The sequence below is a fragment of the Mesorhizobium sp. BR1-1-13 genome (assembly GCF_020165515.1).
Classification (GTDB): Bacteria; Pseudomonadota; Alphaproteobacteria; order Rhizobiales; family Rhizobiaceae; genus Mesorhizobium.
The window spans coordinates 48,581-67,586 of record NZ_JAIUIH010000005.1; the positions used below are offsets into that span (position 1 = coordinate 48,581).

General features: G+C 59.6%; 22 protein-coding genes and 2 pseudogenes. 11 read left to right on the plus strand and 13 right to left on the minus strand.

Features of this window, described 5'->3' with window-relative positions; all coding sequences use genetic code 11:
• Positions 1 to 19: 19 nt before the first annotated feature.
• From LB533_RS30120 to LB533_RS13795, 5 genes and pseudogenes are all read right to left on the minus strand, one after another.
• Positions 20 to 232, minus strand: a pseudogene (locus LB533_RS30120) (hypothetical protein); the annotation flags it as partial.
• A gap of 340 nt (positions 233 to 572) precedes the next feature.
• On the minus strand, positions 573 to 1,529 hold the full coding sequence (locus LB533_RS13780; protein WP_224677370.1) for an ArdC family protein: 957 nt from the start codon (positions 1,527 to 1,529) through the stop codon (positions 573 to 575).
• Between the two features lie 426 nt (positions 1,530 to 1,955).
• Positions 1,956 to 2,687, minus strand: a complete 732-nt coding sequence (locus LB533_RS13785; protein WP_318012497.1) for an EAL domain-containing protein — start codon at positions 2,685 to 2,687, stop codon at positions 1,956 to 1,958.
• Positions 2,618 to 3,799: a diguanylate cyclase domain-containing protein gene (locus LB533_RS13790; RefSeq protein ID WP_411970885.1), complete on the minus strand. Its 1,182-nt coding sequence runs from the start codon at positions 3,797 to 3,799 to the stop codon at positions 2,618 to 2,620. The genes LB533_RS13785 and LB533_RS13790 overlap by 70 nt, the downstream gene beginning before the upstream one ends.
• Positions 3,712 to 4,143 (minus strand): hypothetical protein, encoded by a 432-nt coding sequence (locus LB533_RS13795; RefSeq protein WP_224677372.1) that lies wholly within the window; start codon positions 4,141 to 4,143, stop codon positions 3,712 to 3,714. Before LB533_RS13795 ends, LB533_RS13790 begins: the two co-directional genes overlap by 88 nt.
• Positions 4,144 to 5,424: 1,281 nt before the next feature.
• Between LB533_RS13795 and LB533_RS13800 the strand changes: the two genes are divergently transcribed.
• A complete protein-coding gene (locus tag LB533_RS13800) occupies positions 5,425 to 5,856 on the plus strand; it encodes an ion channel (protein ID WP_224677373.1) in 432 nt (143 codons plus the stop codon).
• A 3-nt stretch (positions 5,857 to 5,859) separates the two neighbouring features.
• Here LB533_RS13800 and LB533_RS13805 read toward each other — a convergent pair whose 3' ends face one another.
• The 3 genes from LB533_RS13805 to LB533_RS29995 are packed head-to-tail and all read right to left on the minus strand — an operon-like array spanning position 5,860 to position 6,624.
• Complete coding sequence (locus LB533_RS13805) at positions 5,860 to 6,216, minus strand: hypothetical protein (protein WP_224677374.1); 357 nt, start codon at positions 6,214 to 6,216, stop codon at positions 5,860 to 5,862.
• A gap of 28 nt (positions 6,217 to 6,244) precedes the next feature.
• Positions 6,245 to 6,430 carry a hypothetical protein gene (locus LB533_RS29990; protein ID WP_318012498.1) on the minus strand — a complete coding sequence of 62 codons (186 nt, stop codon included), beginning with the start codon at positions 6,428 to 6,430 and terminating at the stop codon, positions 6,245 to 6,247.
• Positions 6,431 to 6,450: 20 nt separating this feature from the next.
• Positions 6,451 to 6,624, minus strand: a complete 174-nt coding sequence (locus LB533_RS29995) for a DnaT-like ssDNA-binding protein (protein WP_318012501.1) — start codon at positions 6,622 to 6,624, stop codon at positions 6,451 to 6,453.
• A 171-nt stretch (positions 6,625 to 6,795) separates the two neighbouring features.
• On the opposite strand from LB533_RS29995, the gene LB533_RS13815 reads away from it, so the two are divergent.
• The 4 genes from LB533_RS13815 to LB533_RS13830 all read left to right on the plus strand — a co-directional run bounded on the left by LB533_RS13815 (position 6,796) and on the right by LB533_RS13830 (position 8,188).
• On the plus strand, positions 6,796 to 6,978 hold the full coding sequence (locus LB533_RS13815) for a CsbD family protein (protein ID WP_140642223.1): 183 nt from the start codon (positions 6,796 to 6,798) through the stop codon (positions 6,976 to 6,978).
• 465 nt (positions 6,979 to 7,443) lie between these two features.
• A complete protein-coding gene (locus LB533_RS13820; protein WP_140642225.1) occupies positions 7,444 to 7,635 on the plus strand; it encodes a hypothetical protein in 192 nt (63 codons plus the stop codon).
• A gap of 113 nt (positions 7,636 to 7,748) precedes the next feature.
• On the plus strand, positions 7,749 to 7,952 hold the full coding sequence (locus tag LB533_RS13825; RefSeq protein ID WP_140554091.1) for a hypothetical protein: 204 nt from the start codon (positions 7,749 to 7,751) through the stop codon (positions 7,950 to 7,952).
• Between the two features lie 95 nt (positions 7,953 to 8,047).
• Complete coding sequence (locus LB533_RS13830) at positions 8,048 to 8,188, plus strand: entericidin A/B family lipoprotein (RefSeq protein WP_140554092.1); 141 nt, start codon at positions 8,048 to 8,050, stop codon at positions 8,186 to 8,188.
• A gap of 303 nt (positions 8,189 to 8,491) precedes the next feature.
• On the opposite strand, the gene LB533_RS13835 is transcribed toward LB533_RS13830, so the two are convergent.
• Positions 8,492 to 8,734 (minus strand): hypothetical protein, encoded by a 243-nt coding sequence (locus LB533_RS13835; RefSeq protein ID WP_224677375.1) that lies wholly within the window; start codon positions 8,732 to 8,734, stop codon positions 8,492 to 8,494.
• Positions 8,735 to 8,917: 183 nt separating this feature from the next.
• On the opposite strand from LB533_RS13835, the gene LB533_RS13840 reads away from it, so the two are divergent.
• From LB533_RS13840 to LB533_RS13850, 3 genes are all read left to right on the plus strand, one after another.
• The gene (locus LB533_RS13840) at positions 8,918 to 9,118 is read left to right on the plus strand and encodes a hypothetical protein (RefSeq protein WP_224677376.1); all 201 of its coding nucleotides are present in this window, start codon (positions 8,918 to 8,920) and stop codon (positions 9,116 to 9,118) included.
• The gene (locus tag LB533_RS13845) at positions 9,115 to 9,372 is read left to right on the plus strand and encodes a hypothetical protein (protein ID WP_140642229.1); all 258 of its coding nucleotides are present in this window, start codon (positions 9,115 to 9,117) and stop codon (positions 9,370 to 9,372) included. Before LB533_RS13840 ends, LB533_RS13845 begins: the two co-directional genes overlap by 4 nt.
• Positions 9,373 to 9,540: 168 nt before the next feature.
• Positions 9,541 to 9,801: a hypothetical protein gene (locus LB533_RS13850; protein ID WP_181169453.1), complete on the plus strand. Its 261-nt coding sequence runs from the start codon at positions 9,541 to 9,543 to the stop codon at positions 9,799 to 9,801.
• Positions 9,802 to 9,917: 116 nt separating this feature from the next.
• Here the strand turns inward: LB533_RS13850 and LB533_RS13855 are convergent.
• Positions 9,918 to 10,394, minus strand: a pseudogene (locus LB533_RS13855) (type IV secretory system conjugative DNA transfer family protein); the annotation flags it as partial.
• A 191-nt stretch (positions 10,395 to 10,585) separates the two neighbouring features.
• Here LB533_RS13855 and LB533_RS13860 point away from each other — a divergent pair.
• Positions 10,586 to 10,774, plus strand: a complete 189-nt coding sequence (locus LB533_RS13860) for a DUF1127 domain-containing protein (RefSeq protein ID WP_224677643.1) — start codon at positions 10,586 to 10,588, stop codon at positions 10,772 to 10,774.
• A gap of 133 nt (positions 10,775 to 10,907) precedes the next feature.
• Positions 10,908 to 12,245, plus strand: a complete 1,338-nt coding sequence (locus LB533_RS13865) for a tetratricopeptide repeat protein (protein ID WP_224677377.1) — start codon at positions 10,908 to 10,910, stop codon at positions 12,243 to 12,245.
• Between the two features lie 340 nt (positions 12,246 to 12,585).
• On the opposite strand, the gene LB533_RS13870 is transcribed toward LB533_RS13865, so the two are convergent.
• Entirely contained in the window at positions 12,586 to 13,293 is a 708-nt protein-coding gene (locus LB533_RS13870; protein WP_224677378.1) for a response regulator, read from the minus strand.
• Between the two features lie 69 nt (positions 13,294 to 13,362).
• Positions 13,363 to 17,052 carry a PAS-domain containing protein gene (locus LB533_RS13875; RefSeq protein WP_224677379.1) on the minus strand — a complete coding sequence of 1,230 codons (3,690 nt, stop codon included), beginning with the start codon at positions 17,050 to 17,052 and terminating at the stop codon, positions 13,363 to 13,365.
• 837 nt (positions 17,053 to 17,889) lie between these two features.
• Between LB533_RS13875 and LB533_RS13880 the strand changes: the two genes are divergently transcribed.
• Positions 17,890 to 18,156, plus strand: coding sequence for a DUF680 domain-containing protein (locus LB533_RS13880; RefSeq protein ID WP_224677380.1), 267 nt, complete (start codon positions 17,890 to 17,892; stop codon positions 18,154 to 18,156).
• 571 nt (positions 18,157 to 18,727) lie between these two features.
• Here LB533_RS13880 and LB533_RS13885 read toward each other — a convergent pair.
• Positions 18,728 to 18,907 (minus strand): hypothetical protein, encoded by a 180-nt coding sequence (locus tag LB533_RS13885; protein ID WP_224677381.1) that lies wholly within the window; start codon positions 18,905 to 18,907, stop codon positions 18,728 to 18,730.
• Between the last annotated feature and the right edge of the window lie 99 nt (positions 18,908 to 19,006).

Genomic DNA, 19,006 nt, shown 5'->3' on the forward strand with positions numbered 1-19,006 from the left:
ATGCTACCCCCCGCCTGTCCGCCTCTACGCCGCCGATGTTGAACTGGGCGAGCACGAGCTGGGTGAAGGGAATATTGCGCGAGGAGGGCAGCGTGATCTTCTGGACAAAAGTAGGCATCGAGATTGCTCCGCGACGGGCGGCCGAGAGCCTCTCTCTCGACCTCCGAACCGTCACAAAATCCCGTTCCTCCTCTCGCTGTCTGGCGCCGCTTAGGTGTGCGGCCAGGATCATGTATAGGTCGCGGTCAGCGGTGAAAGCGCATCACGTGGCCGCCTGGCTCCCTCGGGGATGCTGCCGCTCCCATAGCCGGCTCGCCCCCAGACGCAGACGAGAAGCAGGATCCTCGAACGTCAGGTTCCATGCCGAGACCGGCAGGGAGGCGGACGGCCGTTATGTCGACGATGACGACCGAGCCGAGTTCGGGCTTGCCGAGATTAGCCAAGGCCCAACAGGGGTCTCGATCTTCATCTCGGCGGCGAGCCTGTCGATGGATGAAGATATCCATGGACGTGGAGCGGCCGTCGCCATCGTGGTGGTTGGCGAGCAGGCGCTCGCATCAGGCGTAGGAGGATCAGGCCACTGTCTGGCCGGTCGAAGCCTGCGCCTCGTCCGCATCACCGGCGGGGACAAAGCCAAGCAGCCAGCAAGCTGCCTTGCTGGCATAGGACGCGGCGCGCACGATGGCGCGATTGTCCTCCCGCAGCACCTCGAGCCAGGCCCCGATGTAATCCGCGTGCCGGACGGTCGGCACGACGCCAAGCGATGCGCAGCAGAAGGCTGCGGCCATCTCGGCGACCAACTCCTCGAAGGCGTAATTCTTCGTGCCGAAGCTGCCGGTCATATCGCGGCCCAGACGAGATGGATGCCCGGTGGCGTGTCCCAACTCGTGCAACGCCGTTCGGTGCCAGTTGATAGGCTCGAAATACGTCTGGGGCGGCGGGATCTGCACATAGTCAAGCGCCGGAACGTAGAAGGCGCGGTTGCCGCCGATGCGGAAGTCGATTGCCGTCGCGCGGATCAACGCCTCGACTTTTGGCTCGATCAGGGCCGGCGGCGGAGGCGGCGCGTTCATCGCCACACTCTCCGGCAGATTCTCGCACTGTGCGACGTTGAAGACAGTGAAGCGCTTCAGGAACGGGATCGCCTGGGCTTCGTCGCCCGCCTCGCTTGCGCGCCGCTTCTCATCTTCGGGCACAAAGCGATCGGCATAGACTACGGTCGTGCCTCGTTCGCCCGTGCGCACATTGCCGCCAAGCGCGAGCGCCTGGCGAAAGGTGAGCCAGCTTTGGCCGGAAAATCCGTGCTCGATCATCGCACCCCAGAGGATCAGAATGTTGATCCCGGAATAATGCCGGCCGGTGGCGGCGTTCCTCGGCAGTGCGAGGCTCGCCTTCGCCGCCGCCGTCCCCCAGGGCTGGACCCAGGGCACGCGCCCCGCCTCCAGTTCGGCGATGATCTTGCCGGTAATTTCGTCAAAAAGGCTCGTCCGGTCCTGGCCGGCACGAGCGGATGCGTTCTTTCTGGACATCGCGGGTCTCCGCGACGGGCGCCGGGAGCCTCTCTCCCAGCCCTCAACCCGTCGCGGCCCACCCGTTTGCACTCTCACTCTGACCGCCCTCACTCAACGCCATGGGTTGACGCCGACACGAGAGGCGCGTCGCGGGGAAAGTTGTTCGCTCGCCCTCCATGGAGCAGGTTGGCTGTGTCGTACCGCTCTCACAGCCGCGCGCACAGGCAAGGTACTCGCAGCCGTCCCAGCGATGTCTACGCTTGTCCCAGCTGGCCGCGAGAGACTTTCGAGGTACGACTCGTGAGCTGCGGAGGAGCAACAATGTCGTGGAATGCTGGCGAGTTTTGTGACCAGCCGCCCGTTTCGGCTTTGGAGCGATGGGCACACGAACGATCACGCCGCCAAGGACCCGACAAGCTGTTACGAGATGTCGGGTTTCGGTACCTAGGCAGAAACGCGCCGGGATCTTCCCTCTAGGAGATTCTGGAGCTCCTCTTTCGGCACCGGCTTGGATAACAAAAAGCCCTGCAACTGGTCGCAGCCGAGCTTGCGCAGAAAATCGCATTGGCTCTGCGTCTCAACGCCTTCCGCCGTGGTGTTGAGTCCAGTGACGCGCGCCATGTCGATGATCGCCTGAACGATGGCCTCCTCACCGTTGCAGCGGCCAAAGCCCTGCACAAAGCTTCGATCGATCTTGATCCTATCCACGTCCAGGGTCGGGAGGCGTCCCAGTGAGGAAAATCCCGTGCCGAAATCATCAACAGCAAAGCGCACCGCGATGCTGCGCAGCGCCTTGATGTTGCGCTGGCATTCTGTCGGGCGCTCCGACAGCGTGCTTTCGGTAACTTCCAGTTCGAGGCGCCGCGGATCCATCTGCGCCTCCAATAAGATGCTCGTCATCTTCATGGCGAAGCTCGGATTGTTCAGCTGCAAGGCTGACACATTGACCGCCAAGGTGTCGATGGGCAAGGAGACCGCATCAAGGCATGCTTTCCGCAGAACCAGGTCGCCCAGTTGGTCGATCAGCCCCGTTTTCTCGGCCAGTGGTACAAACAAATCCGGGGCTACCCAACCACGCTCCGCGTGAGACCAGCGGGCCAGGGCTTCTACGCCCGCCATTCTGTTGGTGTCGGCCGTGTAGAGCGGCTGATAATGGACCTGGATCTGGCCAGGCACTTGCAGCGCCTTGCGTAGCTCCTGTTCAAGTCCTTGCGCATGGCCAGCGTCTGGTCCATCTCGGCTTTGAAGAAGACATAGCCGCTGCGGCCCGCGGCTTTGGCGTGATAGAGCGCAACGTCGGCTTTGCGCACCAATTCGTCCCGGTCACATCCGTCCCTCGGAGCAAACGCTGCGCCGACACTCACGCCGACGAAGACCTGAACCCCGGCCACTTCGAAGGGTCGGCGAGCGGTTTCAATCAACCGCTCACACAGGGTTTTGACCTCATGCTCTCCTGCGACCTGGCGCTGGATGATGATGAACTCGTCGCCGCCCAGGCGCGCGACCGTATCTGCTTCCGTGGTGAGCCTTCTTAGCCTGTCCGAGAATTCCCTAAGCAGCTCATCGCCGGCGGGATGACCGAAGCTGTCGTTGACCTGCTTGAAGCGGTCGAGGTCGAGGTAGAGAATTGCGAGTTGCTCGCCTGTCGAGGGCAGCCGTGTCAGCGCATCGGCCAAGCGGTCATTGAACTGGCTGCGATTGGGCAGGGCGGTCAGTAGATCATTGTGGGCGAGGTGATAGATTCGGTCTTCGGATTCGATCAGCTTCAAGGTCCGCCTGCGAAGGCTCATCAGGACGACGATGACGCCGCCCAGTAGCAGCCCGAACGTAGCGACGAGCATTGGCCCCAGTTGAGAAAATACCGGCGCCCCAGGCCGATATGGTTGCCAGACAAAGAAGCCGATAGTCGAACCGGATCGGTCAATCAGCGGATAAGACGCCTCTCCCCGAGCAAGCATGTTGACCCAGGAGAAGCGCGCGCCGTCGAGCAGGTAGTCCTGCCGCAAGGAGGTGATGAGACTGCCATCGAGATATCGAACCGCGATATGTAGAAATTCCTGACCGGGTTCTTGTGCGATGTGGCCAGTGTCGGAGACGACAGGCTTGATGCTGACGATGGCAGGATGGCCGGAGATGACCGCCATATCGGAAGCGCCTATCGTGAGGACCTGCTTCGTAACGCTTTCGGTGTCCCCTCGCTTCAGTCTTGCCCTGAGGTCGTCGACAAGACGCGCGGTATTCGAATGTATGGATCGGTAGCTGCCGGGCTCGACAGTTGAGCCGCCCACCGATGCGTAGACTGGCTCATTATCGGACCGAAATACGTGTGCATCCAGCTGCCGAGATTGACATCGAGCCATTTCGTATCATGGCTTCGCAGTGCGGTGACCGCGTCGTCCCAAACCGTGACGCTCTCCTGGTCGTGTGCAACGCCGCTCTCGAGCTTGGATATGATCAGTGCAACCAGACTTTGCTGCCGTGACACGGCAACGCCGTCGGTCTGAACCGTGGACCAGAGCAAAAGGCCTGTGGTGGCCATCGCAACAAACATTGATAGCCCAATGATGGGCAAAGCCGTTCTCAACAGAAAGAGACGACGGGTTGGCTCGCCGAAATGTCGTAGCAGCTTCATGGGTCCGCCATACGTCATGAAAACTTCTGGACCGTTAAAAGGAATTACTCGGCCAACGAGGCGTGCGACGCTGGTGAGCGAGCGAGGGGCCTGCCGGCTTCGATCGCTTCGGAGGAAAACGGGAACTCGCGAAGCGGTCCCCGGCAGCAGACCGGCAGATGGGAACGCGGTGTCCGCGAAGGATGCCCCGTGGATGCCGCCGACACCGCGATGGTGGGGCCTTCGGCAATGCGTGAGCGAACGTCACCGCACCAACTGAGCAACGAACTCGATTTTGTACTCAGCGAGGCACTTGCACCCGAGCGCGTGTCTCGCCGGCACGCCGGGAGCATGCGGGTACGGGATTGCGGTTCCGTCCGGCCGTCTGTCCCTGCATCGCGATATGCTGGATGCGCGGATGTTCCTGCGGCGTATGCTTCCAGGTCTTCGTGACCGTATTGGCCCCGACGTTGCCCTTCTCGATCTGCTGGTGGAACGCGATGTCCTCGACGCGCCAAGGGCCGCGAAGGTCTCATGCAAGCCAATGGTGTCGGCGCGGAGCTCAACAGCCCGTCCGAATAGCGGCCTGTGATCTTGGCGACGGCATCCGCCCGCAGCGGTTTCCCCGCTTCGATCGCCTTGCGCACTGCGGCGTCAAAGCGCTTGTCCCGCCGTGCCCGACTCAAATAATTTCTCAATTGGTCGGGTTCGCCGGAAAGCAGTTCCTGGCGGGCTCGGGCAACGTATTCGCCTTGGACTGAGGTGAGCCCGACCAATCCACCTTCACGAGTCCCTGTCACGCGATTGACCCTACCGACCACATCGAGGGCGGTGCGGGTCGGGTTGTCGCCGCGGGCGAGGCCTGCTTCCAGAGCGGTCCGCACGGCGACCTGCTGGTCAGTGACGATATTCGTGATCAACTGCGACGAGTGATCCCGCAGCCACGTCTCAGTCGCCAAGTTCCTTGCATCCCAGCGCACCACCACACGATGGCCGGACGGATCGCGAAGCGTTGGCATCCCTTCCACCGTGGCGACACCGCCGCCGTTGAAAGCCTGCCTGATAGCCTCATCCAACGGCCGGAATGCTGCCTCGTCGAGGTGCATGGCCTGGATGGCGCCGGTGATGTCGCCGCGCTCCAGTCGCTCCACCACGCGGCGCAGGACGATGTTCGACGTGATGTCGTCGATCGCGTCGAGAAAGGCGAGGCGAGTTTCGGAGTCCAGTCAGCGACAAGCTGTTCGAACCGCTCGCGGGGTGATAGGCGTTTAAGCATCTCACTCCTGCCTGGAAGTATCGAACGTGGTCATCGCAATTTCCGCATCTGCAGTGCTCGCACTCGTCACAGTTCTGATGCACTACGAGGTACTGAACATGACCGGCGCCTTGAGACGCCGTTTTTCCTTGCCAATGCGGGTGGATCTTCTGCTTCTCATCACGGGCGCGATTGCCGCGCACATCGCGGGTGTTGGTCTTTTCGCCATCGTATATGCGTGGATGCAGTCTCACACTCAGTACGGCAGTTTGATGGGCGAGGTTACCGGCGGCGCAGAGGATTTCTTCTATTTTTCCGTCGCCTGTTATACGACCCTTGGCTTTGGCGAAGTCTATGCTACCGGGCCCATGCGGATCGTGGCGGCCCTTGAAGCGCTGAATGGCCTCGTCCTGATTACCTGGTCAGCGTCCTTCGTATACGCGGCCACTTCGAGCCTTTGGAAGCGCGAGAACGGCTGACAATCACAGTTCTACACCGCCACAATGGCCTTCCACGCCACCGCCACACCCGCCGAAGGGGAACGGCTTCAGGCTGGTAATGACCCGCTCCCTGCCGTCGATAGCCAGCGTGTCGGTCATGAGAGGCTCGACCTCGGGCACGGCGAAGGTGATGAGGTCGACGGTTTCCACAATCAACACACCGTTTTTATAGCGCTGGTCGACGCGCTTGACGGCCGCCTTCAGATCGTAGAGCACTGGAGCACCCTCGACCGGAGGATCCCATGGGTTCGGGCCGGGCGTTGTCGGGATGCGCTTGAGCTTCACCTCGCCTTGGCCAAGGCCGTCCTCCGCGTCGGGCCGGAGAAGGTCTTGGACCATCTCTCCCATGTCGGCATAGAAGCCGGCCTCACACCACCATGATTGCTGGATCGCCCCAGACCGGGCCGAGCAGGGGCGCGAGAACGCCCTCGATCAGGCTCGACACAGGCGCATTCGGTGCGAAGATGTTGCCGTCGTGCCCGGGCTCGAAGAACTCACGTTCGATCGTCTCGACCTTCTGCCGCTTGACCCGTTTGACCGGATCGAACGACACGGACAGTGAGCCGGGGCGGGTCAGTTCGAGGTAAGCTGCTCATAGGAGGCGTCGATCACTCGCTGGGGGATCAGGTCGGAAGCGAGCGCAGAACCATAGGCTGTGGCGCCGGTGCGCGGCCATGCTCTTTCCTGGTTGATACCGCCCGTAGGCTGGCCTGAGAAGCGCGCGCGCCTTAGGTGCCGTCGATATATGCGCTGCCTCGCTGGCGAGCACCAGGGATGCTGCCAGCTGGCACGGTATAGCCGGCCGCGGCCGCATAGGCAGTGAAGTCTGCATCGTCACCGTATCCAGCCATGCCGATCCTGCTCACTCTGGAACATTCAAGTTCCGCTCACGTTGGGTCTGCGCAAAGGAGAACGACGATGCACAAAGACGAAGTTAAGGGCTCAGCGAAGAAACTCCGCGGCGAGGTGAAGGACAAGGTCGGCAAGATGACGGGCGACGACAAGCTTCGCACTGACGGCGCCGCTGACAAGGCCGAAGGCAGCATTCAGAAAGGCGTCGGCAAGGCAAAGGACGCGGTTCGCGATGCCTTGAAGGATTGAAAGTTAAGGGCCGCCCGCTGAGAGGCGGCCCTCTGAACTGGTCTTACTGCTTGGCGGCCTCGACATAGGCCGCCTTGTCTTCGTCGGACATGGCGCTGAAGGCATCCGCATCGGCCTACGCGAGATCAAGACCATCAATCAAATTGATAATGACCTGAGGTCAATTGAGAAGCGGATGTCAATCCAGCGCATCGCGCAAGCCTTGATGGATGTGCCGGAAAACAAAGGGACGGCCACTCCCCTAGGCGGTCTTTTGGGCTAGGGGTCGCCGCAATGGATGAACAAACTCCTTGAGCCGGATCGCCCATCCCGCCCCGCGGTCTTTCGCCCGGGGTTATGCTGGTTGAGCAGCCGCTGACAATCTTCGCATCCCCCTGCCCCGATCAGCGCGGCTATCTGGTCCATTGTCCCCAAATCGTTCAGCGGCGTCTAACAGTCAACTATGCTGTTCCAAGGAGGCGGGCCATGGTGCAGGGCGAACCGAATGGCGTTTGTGTCAAGTTTGTCGGTGAGCGATGGGCAGTGCGCGTAACCGAAGACGGGAACGTGAGGCAGGAGTTCTTCAACGACAAATCCACCGCCGAGCGATACGCTGAATACCAACGCGATCGGTTGAAACTGCCGGGGAAGCCTCCGGTTGCCGACACTCAGTTCTAACGCTGCCATCTCCTAAGCAGCCTTCCTTATGGCGCTTTCGCCTCATCCCTTCGCGTGATTGGAACTCGATTTGCATCCGCGAGTTTACGTGCGTTCAACTCACTGAGGAAACCATGAAAAAACTATTTCTCGCGTCCATGATCGCCGTTGCATCAATCTCGTTCGCCGGCATCCCTGCCGAAGCGAAGACCGTGATCAAGACCGACCACGGACGCGTTGTCATCAAGGATCACCATCGACGCCATTGCCGTACCAAGGTGGTCAAGCATTGGAAGCATCACCGCATGATTGTTGAAAAGATTCGCGTCTGCGGATGATCTCATTGGAACCCGCCTGATTACTGGGGCGGGTTCCCCTCCAAGCAGCTTTTGCTTCTGTGCTCGCTGAGGGCTGTCGACCAGGAGACGCCGCCATGAACTTGTTCCGCACTGCGCCGACCATCATTCTTGCCTGCGCGATCGCTCTTTCAGCCTGCGCCAATACCGTCCGCGGCGTCGGCAGGGATGTCAAATCGACAGCCAATGCAGTTGACGACACTGTTAACAAGCCCTGATCGACGCAGCGGACCGTCACAGTCATCGAGAAGACTACGGGCAGGGTGATCGGCGCGTTGCCGATCGACCTTTCCAACCAGGATCACCAGGTCTCGGATGATCAGTTGACTGAGGTCAGGTATTACGTGTCGAAAGACGCGGATCGATGGAAGGTCCGCTAAGACGACAAGGACTATCCCTTTGACTCGCAGGGTTCCGCCGTCCTGGCCGCCGTCAAGGCAGCAAACAGCGAAGCTTCTCTGGGACATGAGGTAGAGGTACTGGTCCAAGGAGTAGATGGGAAATGGCGCACCGAATGGCCTTCAGAGTGAAGTCCTACTTCTTTCGCTCATATGGAACGTGGCGTCGCCGTCCTCCTCGCCGGATATCACGCGAGGATTGGCGCTAGACACGCCGTCGCTCTGTCCACCTTTGTGGTTTTTCTCTGACTGGCCCTTGGCGTCCGCTTCGGGTCCAGGCTTGGCGGACGACTTTTTAAGGTCGTGATCGACTACCGAACGGCTGCCTTCGGCCGGGTCTTCATCAAGGCGGGTTCTTTTGGACATGGCTCTCTCTCCACTGAGGAAATCGCGCATGACGGGCAAAGTTCCCTTGATTATGCGGCTTTCCGCCTCTGCGCTTCTCTCTGTTGACGCAATTCTGAATTCGGCAGTGATGCAGCAAAAAGCCGGAACCTTGATGCAGTAGCGAAGTTCGAGGAGCTGAAAAGCTTCGAAACAGGCGCGCAGATGAACGGGGTCGTAAACGATATTCTAGCCGAGGTGGCAGAGATGCTGCCTACTCATCGGCCGGACGAAAAGGATTCGTTGCCGAGATTACCGGTCGACGACCCGAACTTCCCGAATGATTTAGAGCCGGTCATCCGCGCCAACCCATATGACATTGCTGCGTCGACGAGGGCGCGCAAATCCTGGAAGGAATTTCGATGAAAGAGGTCCTCTCTCGTAAACAAGAACAACAAGGTACTGGCAGGATCCTTATGTGGGGCGCCGCAGTAATCGCGGTCATCTTCCTATGCCTGCTAGCCTTCTTTGTATTTACGCCCTTAAAGAATGGTTCGTGGCAAACGGCGCCATTCAAGCGCGCTCCTGAGCAGAACCAAGGTGGAAATGCACCAGCGGAGACGTCACCTTCTCCGGGCGTGAATAAAAACCCCAAGGAAAATACCGAAATGCCTGGGTAGCAATAGGAGGTGCTTCCAAATTGCGCAATTACTGATCCGAGCCCACGAGGAGGAACAAAGTCCGCTGGCGGGAAGTTAATATTAGCGGATGCTCATATTCTTGCAGCGGCCTCCGCACCGTTGAGCACATGCGGGTGCTTTGCTGGTCTCGTCAATTTGGGAGGTACTATGTGGCTCACACTCACAGAGAAAGATCTGAACACACCTATCGCGGTCAACTTTGATCAAGCCATTTCGATGAACCCGCACCATAGCGGACGCGGCACTGAAATCTTTTGCGGGCCAGGAGTTGGATATCTTGTGGCCGAGCGAATGACGGACATCGTTAGTCGCCTTGGTCAACTTCGAGACCCATCAAAGGAGCGCCAGGAAGATTTCGGTGCAGGGCTTAACGCCGGGATGAACATGCCGAACGCAGAATACGAATAAACTTCGTGCGCGAACGGGGCGGTCATTCTCCCCTCATCGCCCCGGCTGGTGACTGTGGAGCCCCGCGCAGACAGGCAAAGCCGCCTTCCGGCTCTGCGCTTCCCGCCGCCGACGGCGATGTTCGGCGCCAGATGGACCGGGATCGGCCTGTCATTTCAGGGCGCGCAAATCCATGTCGGTGACCTGCCGCGACCTCGCACTCGTTGCGGAAGGGCAACAGGGCCTTCTGGATATCGAGTAGAGCGGACACTGCAGCGATCGGAAAGCGCGATTACAGGCTTTGAAGCTCTTGACGGTAAAGCGCGAGGTTCGGCTCCTTCTCCTTGATGAGGGCCATTAGAGTGCAGGCTCGTTCCTTTGTTGAAGAAAGCCGTGACCTCCCCAAGATTGCGCCGGCCGCGGTAAAACACGCCTTCGTTGATGTAGCTGATTGCGCCGGCCTGTTGGGCGGTCGCCTGCCAGATCGAATTTTCCGGGTCGACGCTTTCCGGAACCACAATGGTGGCGATATTCTGGATATCGGTCGTGCGGTCACCGCGGTCGGGGCGGATGTAATCCAGCGGATTGTAGCGGTGGGTTGGGTCCGACCCCGGCCACTTTGATTCACACCGCCAGCACGTCGGCGGAAGGGCATGTGGCACAAACTAACGAACCTCGCCCGACTGTGTCAGCAGTGAAACAAGCGAAACAATTCGGCGGCGTTGCGGAAAAACGGCTGAAACAGGGATGGCTTAAATCAAACAGCACCGCCGTTCGAAGCGGTCTCGATCAATGGAGTTCTGCAATGTCTTCGCTTACGCCGAGAATTCGGGCAGCTTGTCGCTCTTTCCAGGGCTACCAGGCCCGTCGTCTGGCGGAACGGACGCTCGCGGCAATGGAGGATGCTCTCCTGAAGGATATCGGGATCAGCCGGTCCGAGATTAGTTTGGTGGTCCGCGGCTTGAGGCATGGCCATGAAGATAAAACGGGTTAAAGCCAAGAAACGTCCCTTGCTGCTCCACCTCCTGGCCTATTCGAGCGTCGATACCGCCATGCCCGATCTGACCTGTGGCGGGAAAGGCAAATGATGCGGTCTTCTATACATACCATCGAAAGAGATTCCGATCATGATTATGGATCAGCAAGGCAATGTGTTGTCAGGATCGACAGCCGAGGCATCTAGGCTGTACGACCAGGCCGTCGAGGCCTTCAACATCTATCGCGGCGATCCTCTCGGATTGCTTGACCAGGCTATCGAAGTCGCACCCGACTTCGCGATGGCGCATATCCTCAAGGCGCATCTGTTCGGTCTCGCCACGCAGCCCGACGCGACACGGGATGCCAAGGCGATCCTGGGCACCGTGAAGTCGTTGCGGCTTTCGGACCGCGAGGCGTCGCATGTCACGGTGCTCGACCTGGTGGTCGAGGGGGAATGGACGGCAGCGGCCACAGCGCTCGACCGCCATAACGCCGACCACCCGCGCGATATCGTCGCGCTTCAGTCGGGCCACCTGATGGACTTCTTTCGGGCCAATGCGCGCAGCCTGCGCGACCGCATAGCCCGCGTGCTGCCGAAATGGTCGGAGGACATCCCTGGTCATTCGATCCTGCTCGGCATGCATGCGTTCGGCCTTGAGGAGACTGGCGACTACGGCCGCGCTGAGGAAATTGGCCGCCTCGCCGTCGCCCTTCAGCCGCTCGACTGCTGGGCTCACCACGCCGTCGCCCACGTCATGGAGATGCAAGGACGCGCTGAGGACGGAATCGGCTGGATGATCGCCCGCGAGCCGCACTGGTCCGCCGACGACAATTTCTTTAGGGTCCACAACTGGTGGCACCGTTCGCTCTGCCATCTCGATCTCGGCCAGGCCGACGAGGTTTTCGCGCTCTATGACGGGCCGATCCGGCAGGACCGCAGCATGGTCGCCGTCGACATGGTCGATGCATCGGCCCTGCTGTGGCGGCTGCATCTGTCCGGCCACGACGTCGGCGACCGCTGGAACGAACTGGCGGCGGCCTGGGACAGTCATGCCGACGGCCGCACCTATCCTTTCAACGACTGGCATGCGGTGATGGCCTATCTGGGTGCCGGCAGGCACAAAGAAGTCGACCACATCATCGACGCCTACCGCAGCAGCGCCGAGGTCTCCGAGGCCGCCGAATGGGGCCGGCGGACCGCCCTGCCTCTGGTGCAAGGCTTCGCGGCGTTCTGGCGTGGCGAGTATGAAGCGGCAGCGGGCCATCTGCATGGCGCGCGTTTCATTGCGAATTCATTCGGTGGCAGCCACGCCCAGCGCGACATCATCGATTGGACCTTAATCGAGGCGACGGTGCGCGGGGGCCTGACCGGAATGGCCGAAGCGCTCGCCAATGAGCGCCTTGCGCTGAAGCCGCACAGCCCGGTGAACCGTTCGTTCCTGCGCCGCGCCCAGACGAACGCGCCAGCAAGCCGGAAGGCGCCCTGAGCGATGCCGGTTTTCCTGCAATCCACGTTCGGCCGCTGGCGCACCATCCGCAGACGCAGGCGCGCCGCACGCGATCTGCGCGCCGCGCTCTTCGAGCTTAACGAACATCTCCTGAGGGACGCCGGGCTTCATCGCTCGCGATCCGCCGGCGATCCCTGGCCGTAAGCGCACCTTCATAGATCTCCCGGGCGGCCCTGCCCGGGGCGAGGGCAGGAGAACCGCATAAGGCGATTTCGGACTTGAAGTTGGTTTGCGAACGGATCGTTCGCGAAGGCAGTCCACGAAGGAGTGACTGCCACTTCCACCAGCCCTGAAGCGCTGGTCCAACCGGGCGGCCCGCTCAAGAGTAGAGGTAACCCATACCGCGGATTGTCCTGATCACCTCCGGCTTGGAGGGATCAACCTCGATTTTCTTCCGCAGGCGCGAGACGCGAATGTCGATGCTGCGATCGAAGGGATCCCACGCGCGGTCATGAGCGAGTTCGAGCAGTTGGTCGCGGTTGAGCACTCGTCCGCGATGTTCGTTAAATACTTTCAGAAGCCGGAACTCCATGGCGGTGATCGCTATTTCGACCCCCTCGGCGTTGTATAATTTGCGTGCATCCGGGTCGAAGCGGCACTTGCCGAACTGGACCTGGTGGCCAGGAGAGCTCGGTTTCTTCGCGGCACTTTCGCTCGTCGAGGTCCTGCGCAGCACGGCCTTCACCCGCGCCAGCAGCTCCCGCAGGTCTACGGGCTTGGCGATATAGTCGTCGGCGCCAATCTCCAATCCGACAATGCGGTCGACGATTTCCGCCGATCCGGTCAGCATGATGATGGCAACGTCTGAGTGCTCTCGCAGATATCGCGCCAGGGAGAGGCCATCCTCACCTGGCATTCGGATATCCAATATGACCACATCGACGTGCTGGTTATCAATAAGCTCACGCAGGGCAGGTCCCGCGTTGGCCGGCGTCACGGCATAGCCATGATGCTCCAGATATTCCGCCACCGTGTCGCGGATATCCGGTTCGTCATCGCAGACAACTATGTGTGCGTGCGTCGTCAAAATCGATCACCGAGCAACTCGCCAATGGACAAGTTGCCCCCTGAAGTGAGGTGCAAATCGATGGATCTGTCAAGTATTCTTGTTGACCAAATTCGAGACAAACGAACGGAGCTCGTTAGGTTTTATCGGTTTCTCAAGATAAGGCCGTTTCGCGGCGCGCAGGAACATCTGCGCGTTCGGGCTGATCGTGTCCCCCGTCAGGAAGGCTAACCTGCCAAGCTCGGCCGGATGGAGCTTGGCAATCTGGTTGAACAATCTCCGTCCATCCATGTTCGGCATTTTCAGATCGCTGAGGATCAGCGCGAAAGTGCGGTTCTGGAGGTGCAGCAGTGCTTCTTCGCCGGATCTGGCAATGGTGACGTTGAACCCGTCTCGCCTCAGCACCTCAGCGACCAGCTCACCCACTTCCTCTTCGTCGTCCACCACCAGACAAGCAATGCCGGTTGAATTCGGGAGCTCGTCCTCCGCCGTTTCGGCTCGTTCATCGAGACGGTCCGAAGCAGGCAGCGAAAGTATGAAGGTCGAGCCACCCCCCTCGGGCGATTCGACCTCGATGGTTCCTCCATGGGATTGGATGATCCGATGGCAGAAGGATAGCCCGATCCCGGTCCCTGCCCCAATCTCCTTCGTCGTAAAGAACGGCTCGAAAATGCGGGGAAGTATCTCTTTGGGAATTCCCGGACCGGTGTCGGCGACGCTGACGACTACGTTGCCGGTCGTGGAATGAAGCCGCGCTGAAACCGTGATTGACCGTCGCCCTTCCCAGCCGTGCTGCGCCTGTTCTGCATTGACAAGCAAATTGATCAACACCTGGCCAAGCTGATCGGGATCCGCCCAGATCGGCGGAAGCCCAGGTTCAAGATGAACTGAAAGCCCGATGTCCGACGATCGTATCGAATAGCTCGCCACTTCCACCGCTTCTGAAATGATGTCAGCGATCGCAACGTTTGAGGTTCGCGTCGGCTGCTGTCTGGCCATAGCGAGGAACGTCTTGACGATCCTGGCGCAGCGTTCGGCTGCCTTGCTCATCTTGTCGGCGCGTTCAACGACCTTGGCATCGGTTGCGGTCTCCTTCAACAGAGATGACAGGCCAAGCACCACCGAAAGCGGATTATTGAGCTCATGCGCCACTCCCGCCAGCAATCCGCCGAGCGCCGACATCTTTTCGTTCTGGTGCAGCGTCTCGCGCTGTCGCTCCAATTCCTGCTGCATTTCGATACGGTCGGTGAGATCATAGGTGTGGGAAACGATCACCTTCTCGCCGTGGTAATCGATCAGTCGAGACGAAATCGAACACCAGCAGGTTCCACCGTCCTTGCGTTTGAGCCGGGTCTCGAAATCGTCAACCAACCCCGTCGCGAGCAGCCGCTCAACATATCGCATCCGCTCTGACGGATCGACATGGTAGTCGACGGCGCTGGTGACGTCGCCCAGCAACTCGACGGTGGCGGGACTGCGGTAGAGCAGCCTCCCGTCATGCGCTCGGGTCATCTGGACGCTAACGGGGCAGGCTTCGAGGACTTTACGGACCATTTCATCCGCTTCCTTGGCGGCCTCCTCGGCCCGCTTGCGCTCTGTGATGTCGACTCGAGTGACCACGAACCCACCTTCGCGGGTCGGACAGTTCGAGACGAAAAACCATCCGCCGTCCGTATGTCGGAATTCCTGTTGCCGGAACTCGCGGCGGTCCCTTGCCCTTTCGGCAAGCCAGTCGTCGATTTTGTCCTGTGGAACCGGAAACTGGTTGCGTTTTGCGGTCACGCGAAGGAACTCGAGCCAGTTCACGCCGGGAACGAGCACATCCGCGCTTATCGCGTGCATCTGGCGGTATCTGCTGTTGGCCAGCACCAGACAATCGTTCTTGTCGTAGAGGGCAAACCCTTCAGCCAGAGATTCAATCGCGTCGATCAGCCGCTCGTTTGCCTTGCGTGTTTCTTCCTGGGCTGCGAGCATGTCGGTGATATTCGTCGTGTTCGACACGATCACCTGTCTTCCTTGGAAATCGATCAGGCGAGCGGAAACAGAAGCCCAGAAGACCCTGTTCTCGGTGTCGTACTGCTGGACCCGAAAATCATCGATCCTGCCCTTTTCGATCAGGGTGCGCTCCAATATCGCGCTATGATCTGGATCGACATAGTAGTCGGTTATTCGAGGGCGATCGTCGTAGAGATCTCTGGTAGCAGGATTGCGGTAGAGCGTTTCTCCCTCGAACGTGGTCATGCGTATAGGCGAAGGGCAGGCATCGAGCACCTTTTGCAGCAGTGCCGTGGCGTCCCGCTCGGCAGCCTCGGCCTTCTTGCGCTCGCTGATATCGGCGCGCGTTACGACGAAGCCGCCAAGATCGGTGGGATGTATCGATACCGAGTGCCATTTGCCGTCGGAGAGAGGGACCTCGATAGGGGAGTGGAACTCGATCCGACTGCGAATCTGTTCGTCAAGCCATTTATCCTCACGCCCAACCGCATTGCGGTACACGCCGCGCTTGGCGGATTCGCGAAGGAGATCGGCCCATTCCACACCCGGTTCAACGAGATCCCTCACCGGATGGTTCAACTCGCGGTAGAGGCTGTTGCACATGACCAGGCGGTGATCTTCATCGTACAGTGCGAAACCCTCGGAGAGTGATTCAACGGCGTCTGCGAGCATCTCCCGTGCCGCAGCGACTTCGCCGTCACGCTTCTTCTGCTTGGTCACGTCGGCGATGCCGGCGAGAACCACGCGCCGGCCCTGGAACTCGACGATCCTGAGATTGCCGGTGGCCCAGAACTCTTGGCCATCGGGTCTTTTAAGAAGCACCTCGCAATTTTCGACGGCACCCTTTTGCATGAGCTCCCGATTGATTTCCCGGTATTTCTCGGGGTCGACGAAATAGTCGTCGAGCCGCACCGTCTCGCGTTGCGCCTTTTTGCTCCATCCAAGCAGCCGTTCGGCAGCATTGCTCTGGTAGATGAGTTCACCCGAACCTGCATCGTTCATCCATACCGGCAGCGGATGATGCTTGATCAGGAAACCGAACAGGTCCTCGCGCTGCTTTCGTTCCGTGATGTCCAAAACCCCGATGATGAGCGAGGGGCGTCCGCCATAAACGCCGCGACGGCAGTTGGTCGAGCACCAGACGGTCGATCCATTTTTGTTTCTAAGCTGGATTTCGTGATCCCGCACAATGTCGCTGGTGTCGGCGAGAGAACTGATTTCATCGAAGTCGCCACTATTCACGAAATGATCCGGCAGGAATTGAGGTTCGTTCGGTGGCCATTTCCGGCCGAGCAGGTTCGACGCATCGAGGCTTTCATAGAGGATTTGCCCGCTTCCCGCGTCCACCACCCAAACGGGCAGCGGGTGACTGTCCGTGATGCAGCGGAATATCTCGGCGTTTTCCCGGTACGCGATCTGCGCTCGCTTCATGTCGGTAATGTCGACGCTAACCAGGGCCATGCCACCATCCGGCCGAGGATGTGCCGTGAGCAACTTCCATTGCCCATCCAAAGTCTCCGCCTCAACGGGCCCTTCGTCGATTTGCGTCCATCGTGCCGCAGCACTTTCAGCGAACGCGTTGCCTGGCTCGATGGGGCGGCCGTCGAAACTTTTTAGATATAAGAGGGCTTCGGCGACTGCGGCAATGGCGTCCATCGGCTGCGTCTCGCGGCGATCGAACCGCTGGCTTCCAAACATTTCCGGATTGCTACCAACGAGGACATTGTTGGCGTCGAAGAGGGCATAGCCTGTGTGTGTGGATATAGCCGGATTATCAGGCTGCATGGTCGTCCCTTTGTTCGCGTGATCTCCCAGGGGCGGATATTAGACCCTTTTTGTTTCAGCACGCATTCAGACGCTGCGTGATTTGTTTCAAGTGTTTCGACGCGTGGAGGTCTTTGGCCGGCGCTGACGTGCAAACAAGCTCTATCTGGTGCTCCAGAAAACGGCCGAGACACGAATGGCCTAGATCGGACAGTGCCGCCATGGAGCGGCTTCATCTGGCCGATGAACCCCGGACGAACGGAGTTCACCCGCTGAAACAAACGAAACAGTCCCATGGCACTACAGAAAAACGCCTGAAACAAAAGCGGTATATGACAATAAGCACCGCATATGCGGAAAAGCCAACGGGAAAACGCAAATATCCATCTCGCTCGGCGAACATCTATTCTTGGCGAGGTGCCAACGCGTCTTGCTCCGGAATCTGAGGTTAGAAATGCATAAGCCAGTTACTTCGTACGATTTCGGCCACCGGCTCCGCACGAGTCTTACCGACCAAACCATACGGCCTATGAAGAGGCTCGCGGCTCTACAACGCCATGATCGACAAAACGCAGACATTGACCCCACCACGCGACGGCTGATCGGGAACAGCCGTCATTCGTACGGGCCGCGTTGACGCAGCCCAACTGTGATGATTTCGGCTGCGATCAAGCAGCCCTCCGAACAGCGGACGAACGCAACGAAACGACCGTGCGCTGAACAACCTGCCGTCGCATATCCAGAAGGATAGCGGTTGGTCGGTTTGCCCAAAGGGCATGAAGAGACGGGCTCATCAATGCGGTGCGGGGCACGGCGCGGTGAGGCCAAATGCCAACCTTTAAAGATGGAGAAATTGAAATGAGAAAGATCGTTCTTACCACTGCCAGCTTCTTGTGTGCCTCCGGCATGGCTTTTGCAGGCAGCGACCACTACGGCTCGGACTTCAACCATGGCTCCGGCTATCAGAACAGCGGTTACCATGCGATGGTGTCCGACCACGGCTACGCGGTCGACCTGATCGGCACAGCGAGTGTCAACACTGCCGACAGCGCGCAGACCTTAAAAGGAAATTCGATCTTCGATATTCCCGGGCCCGGTTATGGACAGGGAATCTGGGGCCGCTGATAACAGCGTTCGGCCGGCACGATCGAGAATCGACCTCCAAGCGGCGGGCTCGCCCGCCGCTTGGAATCACCTCACGGCCACCGGCGGAAGTTCTTGCCGATCTCTAACTTGTGGCTGGAGCGATCTGGGCGCCCGTAAACGTCTTTCGCTGCCAAGCCCATCTGATGATAATGGATCGTCCCCAGCGTTTCTGGCGCAAATGCGACTTCTAGGGTGGCCGGCGCCTAATCCGCTTCAGGCGGTGGCAAAGCTGACCGTGACGACCGAAACGAAGGCGCATTTCGGACAGTCGATATTTTCGTTCCGCATGTAATCGTGACGTGCCGATGACAACGCCATTGGTGGCAATGCCTCGATTGAGGCAGGGTTGATCGACATGGCGTTTCGGCCAGACATTCCCTTCAAGGACCTGCCGCCGTCGTCCAAGCATGGCTACCGCCGACGCCCCCAATTACCGGCGTCCCTTGCCTTTTGTTGAATTGGCATGATGTTTCTCTCGGGGCCGAACAGTGGAACATGCAGTAAGATTCCCGTTGCGCAAGGCTTCACCGGGTCGTGACCGCTGCCGCGATCAAAACGGGCGACGCTGTTTTTTCAGGAATCGGGCTTCGCGCAGTAAAGAACTCCAGTTGGTGCCGATGAGCTTGATCAGGCCGCGCGCCTCTGCTTCGGGGATGCCGACCTCTTTAGCCAGCCGCCGGGCAAGGAACTGAATGCCCGGATCAGCTTCGCCTCCGTCGGCGGTAGTCATCGGAGCCTCCTTGAGCTCCGAACTTGCCTGAGATGGTTTCGTTACGTGGGCAAATAAAAAAAGCCCCGCTGGCCGAGCCAGCGGGGCAGATGCATCAGG

Coding starts and splice junctions, on each gene's coding strand:
- LB533_RS13825 (WP_140554091.1), top strand. CDS start 7,749: ATGAAAAAACTATTTCTCGCGTCCATGATCGCCGTTGCATCAATCTCG.
- LB533_RS13850 (WP_181169453.1), top strand. CDS start 9,541: ATGTGGCTCACACTCACAGAGAAAGATCTGAACACACCTATCGCGGTC.
- LB533_RS13885 (WP_224677381.1), bottom strand. CDS start 18,907: ATGACTACCGCCGACGGAGGCGAAGCTGATCCGGGCATTCAGTTCCTT.
- LB533_RS13780 (WP_224677370.1), bottom strand. CDS start 1,529: ATGTCCAGAAAGAACGCATCCGCTCGTGCCGGCCAGGACCGGACGAGC.
- LB533_RS13880 (WP_224677380.1), top strand. CDS start 17,890: ATGAGAAAGATCGTTCTTACCACTGCCAGCTTCTTGTGTGCCTCCGGC.
- LB533_RS13795 (WP_224677372.1), bottom strand. CDS start 4,143: ATGAAGCTGCTACGACATTTCGGCGAGCCAACCCGTCGTCTCTTTCTG.
- LB533_RS13815 (WP_140642223.1), top strand. CDS start 6,796: ATGCACAAAGACGAAGTTAAGGGCTCAGCGAAGAAACTCCGCGGCGAG.
- LB533_RS13835 (WP_224677375.1), bottom strand. CDS start 8,734: ATGTCCAAAAGAACCCGCCTTGATGAAGACCCGGCCGAAGGCAGCCGT.
- LB533_RS13860 (WP_224677643.1), top strand. CDS start 10,586: ATGTCTTCGCTTACGCCGAGAATTCGGGCAGCTTGTCGCTCTTTCCAG.
- LB533_RS13865 (WP_224677377.1), top strand. CDS start 10,908: ATGATTATGGATCAGCAAGGCAATGTGTTGTCAGGATCGACAGCCGAG.
- LB533_RS13805 (WP_224677374.1), bottom strand. CDS start 6,216: ATGGTCCAAGACCTTCTCCGGCCCGACGCGGAGGACGGCCTTGGCCAA.
- LB533_RS13830 (WP_140554092.1), top strand. CDS start 8,048: ATGAACTTGTTCCGCACTGCGCCGACCATCATTCTTGCCTGCGCGATC.
- LB533_RS13845 (WP_140642229.1), top strand. CDS start 9,115: ATGAAAGAGGTCCTCTCTCGTAAACAAGAACAACAAGGTACTGGCAGG.
- LB533_RS13820 (WP_140642225.1), top strand. CDS start 7,444: ATGGTGCAGGGCGAACCGAATGGCGTTTGTGTCAAGTTTGTCGGTGAG.
- LB533_RS13875 (WP_224677379.1), bottom strand. CDS start 17,052: ATGCAGCCTGATAATCCGGCTATATCCACACACACAGGCTATGCCCTC.
- LB533_RS13840 (WP_224677376.1), top strand. CDS start 8,918: ATGAACGGGGTCGTAAACGATATTCTAGCCGAGGTGGCAGAGATGCTG.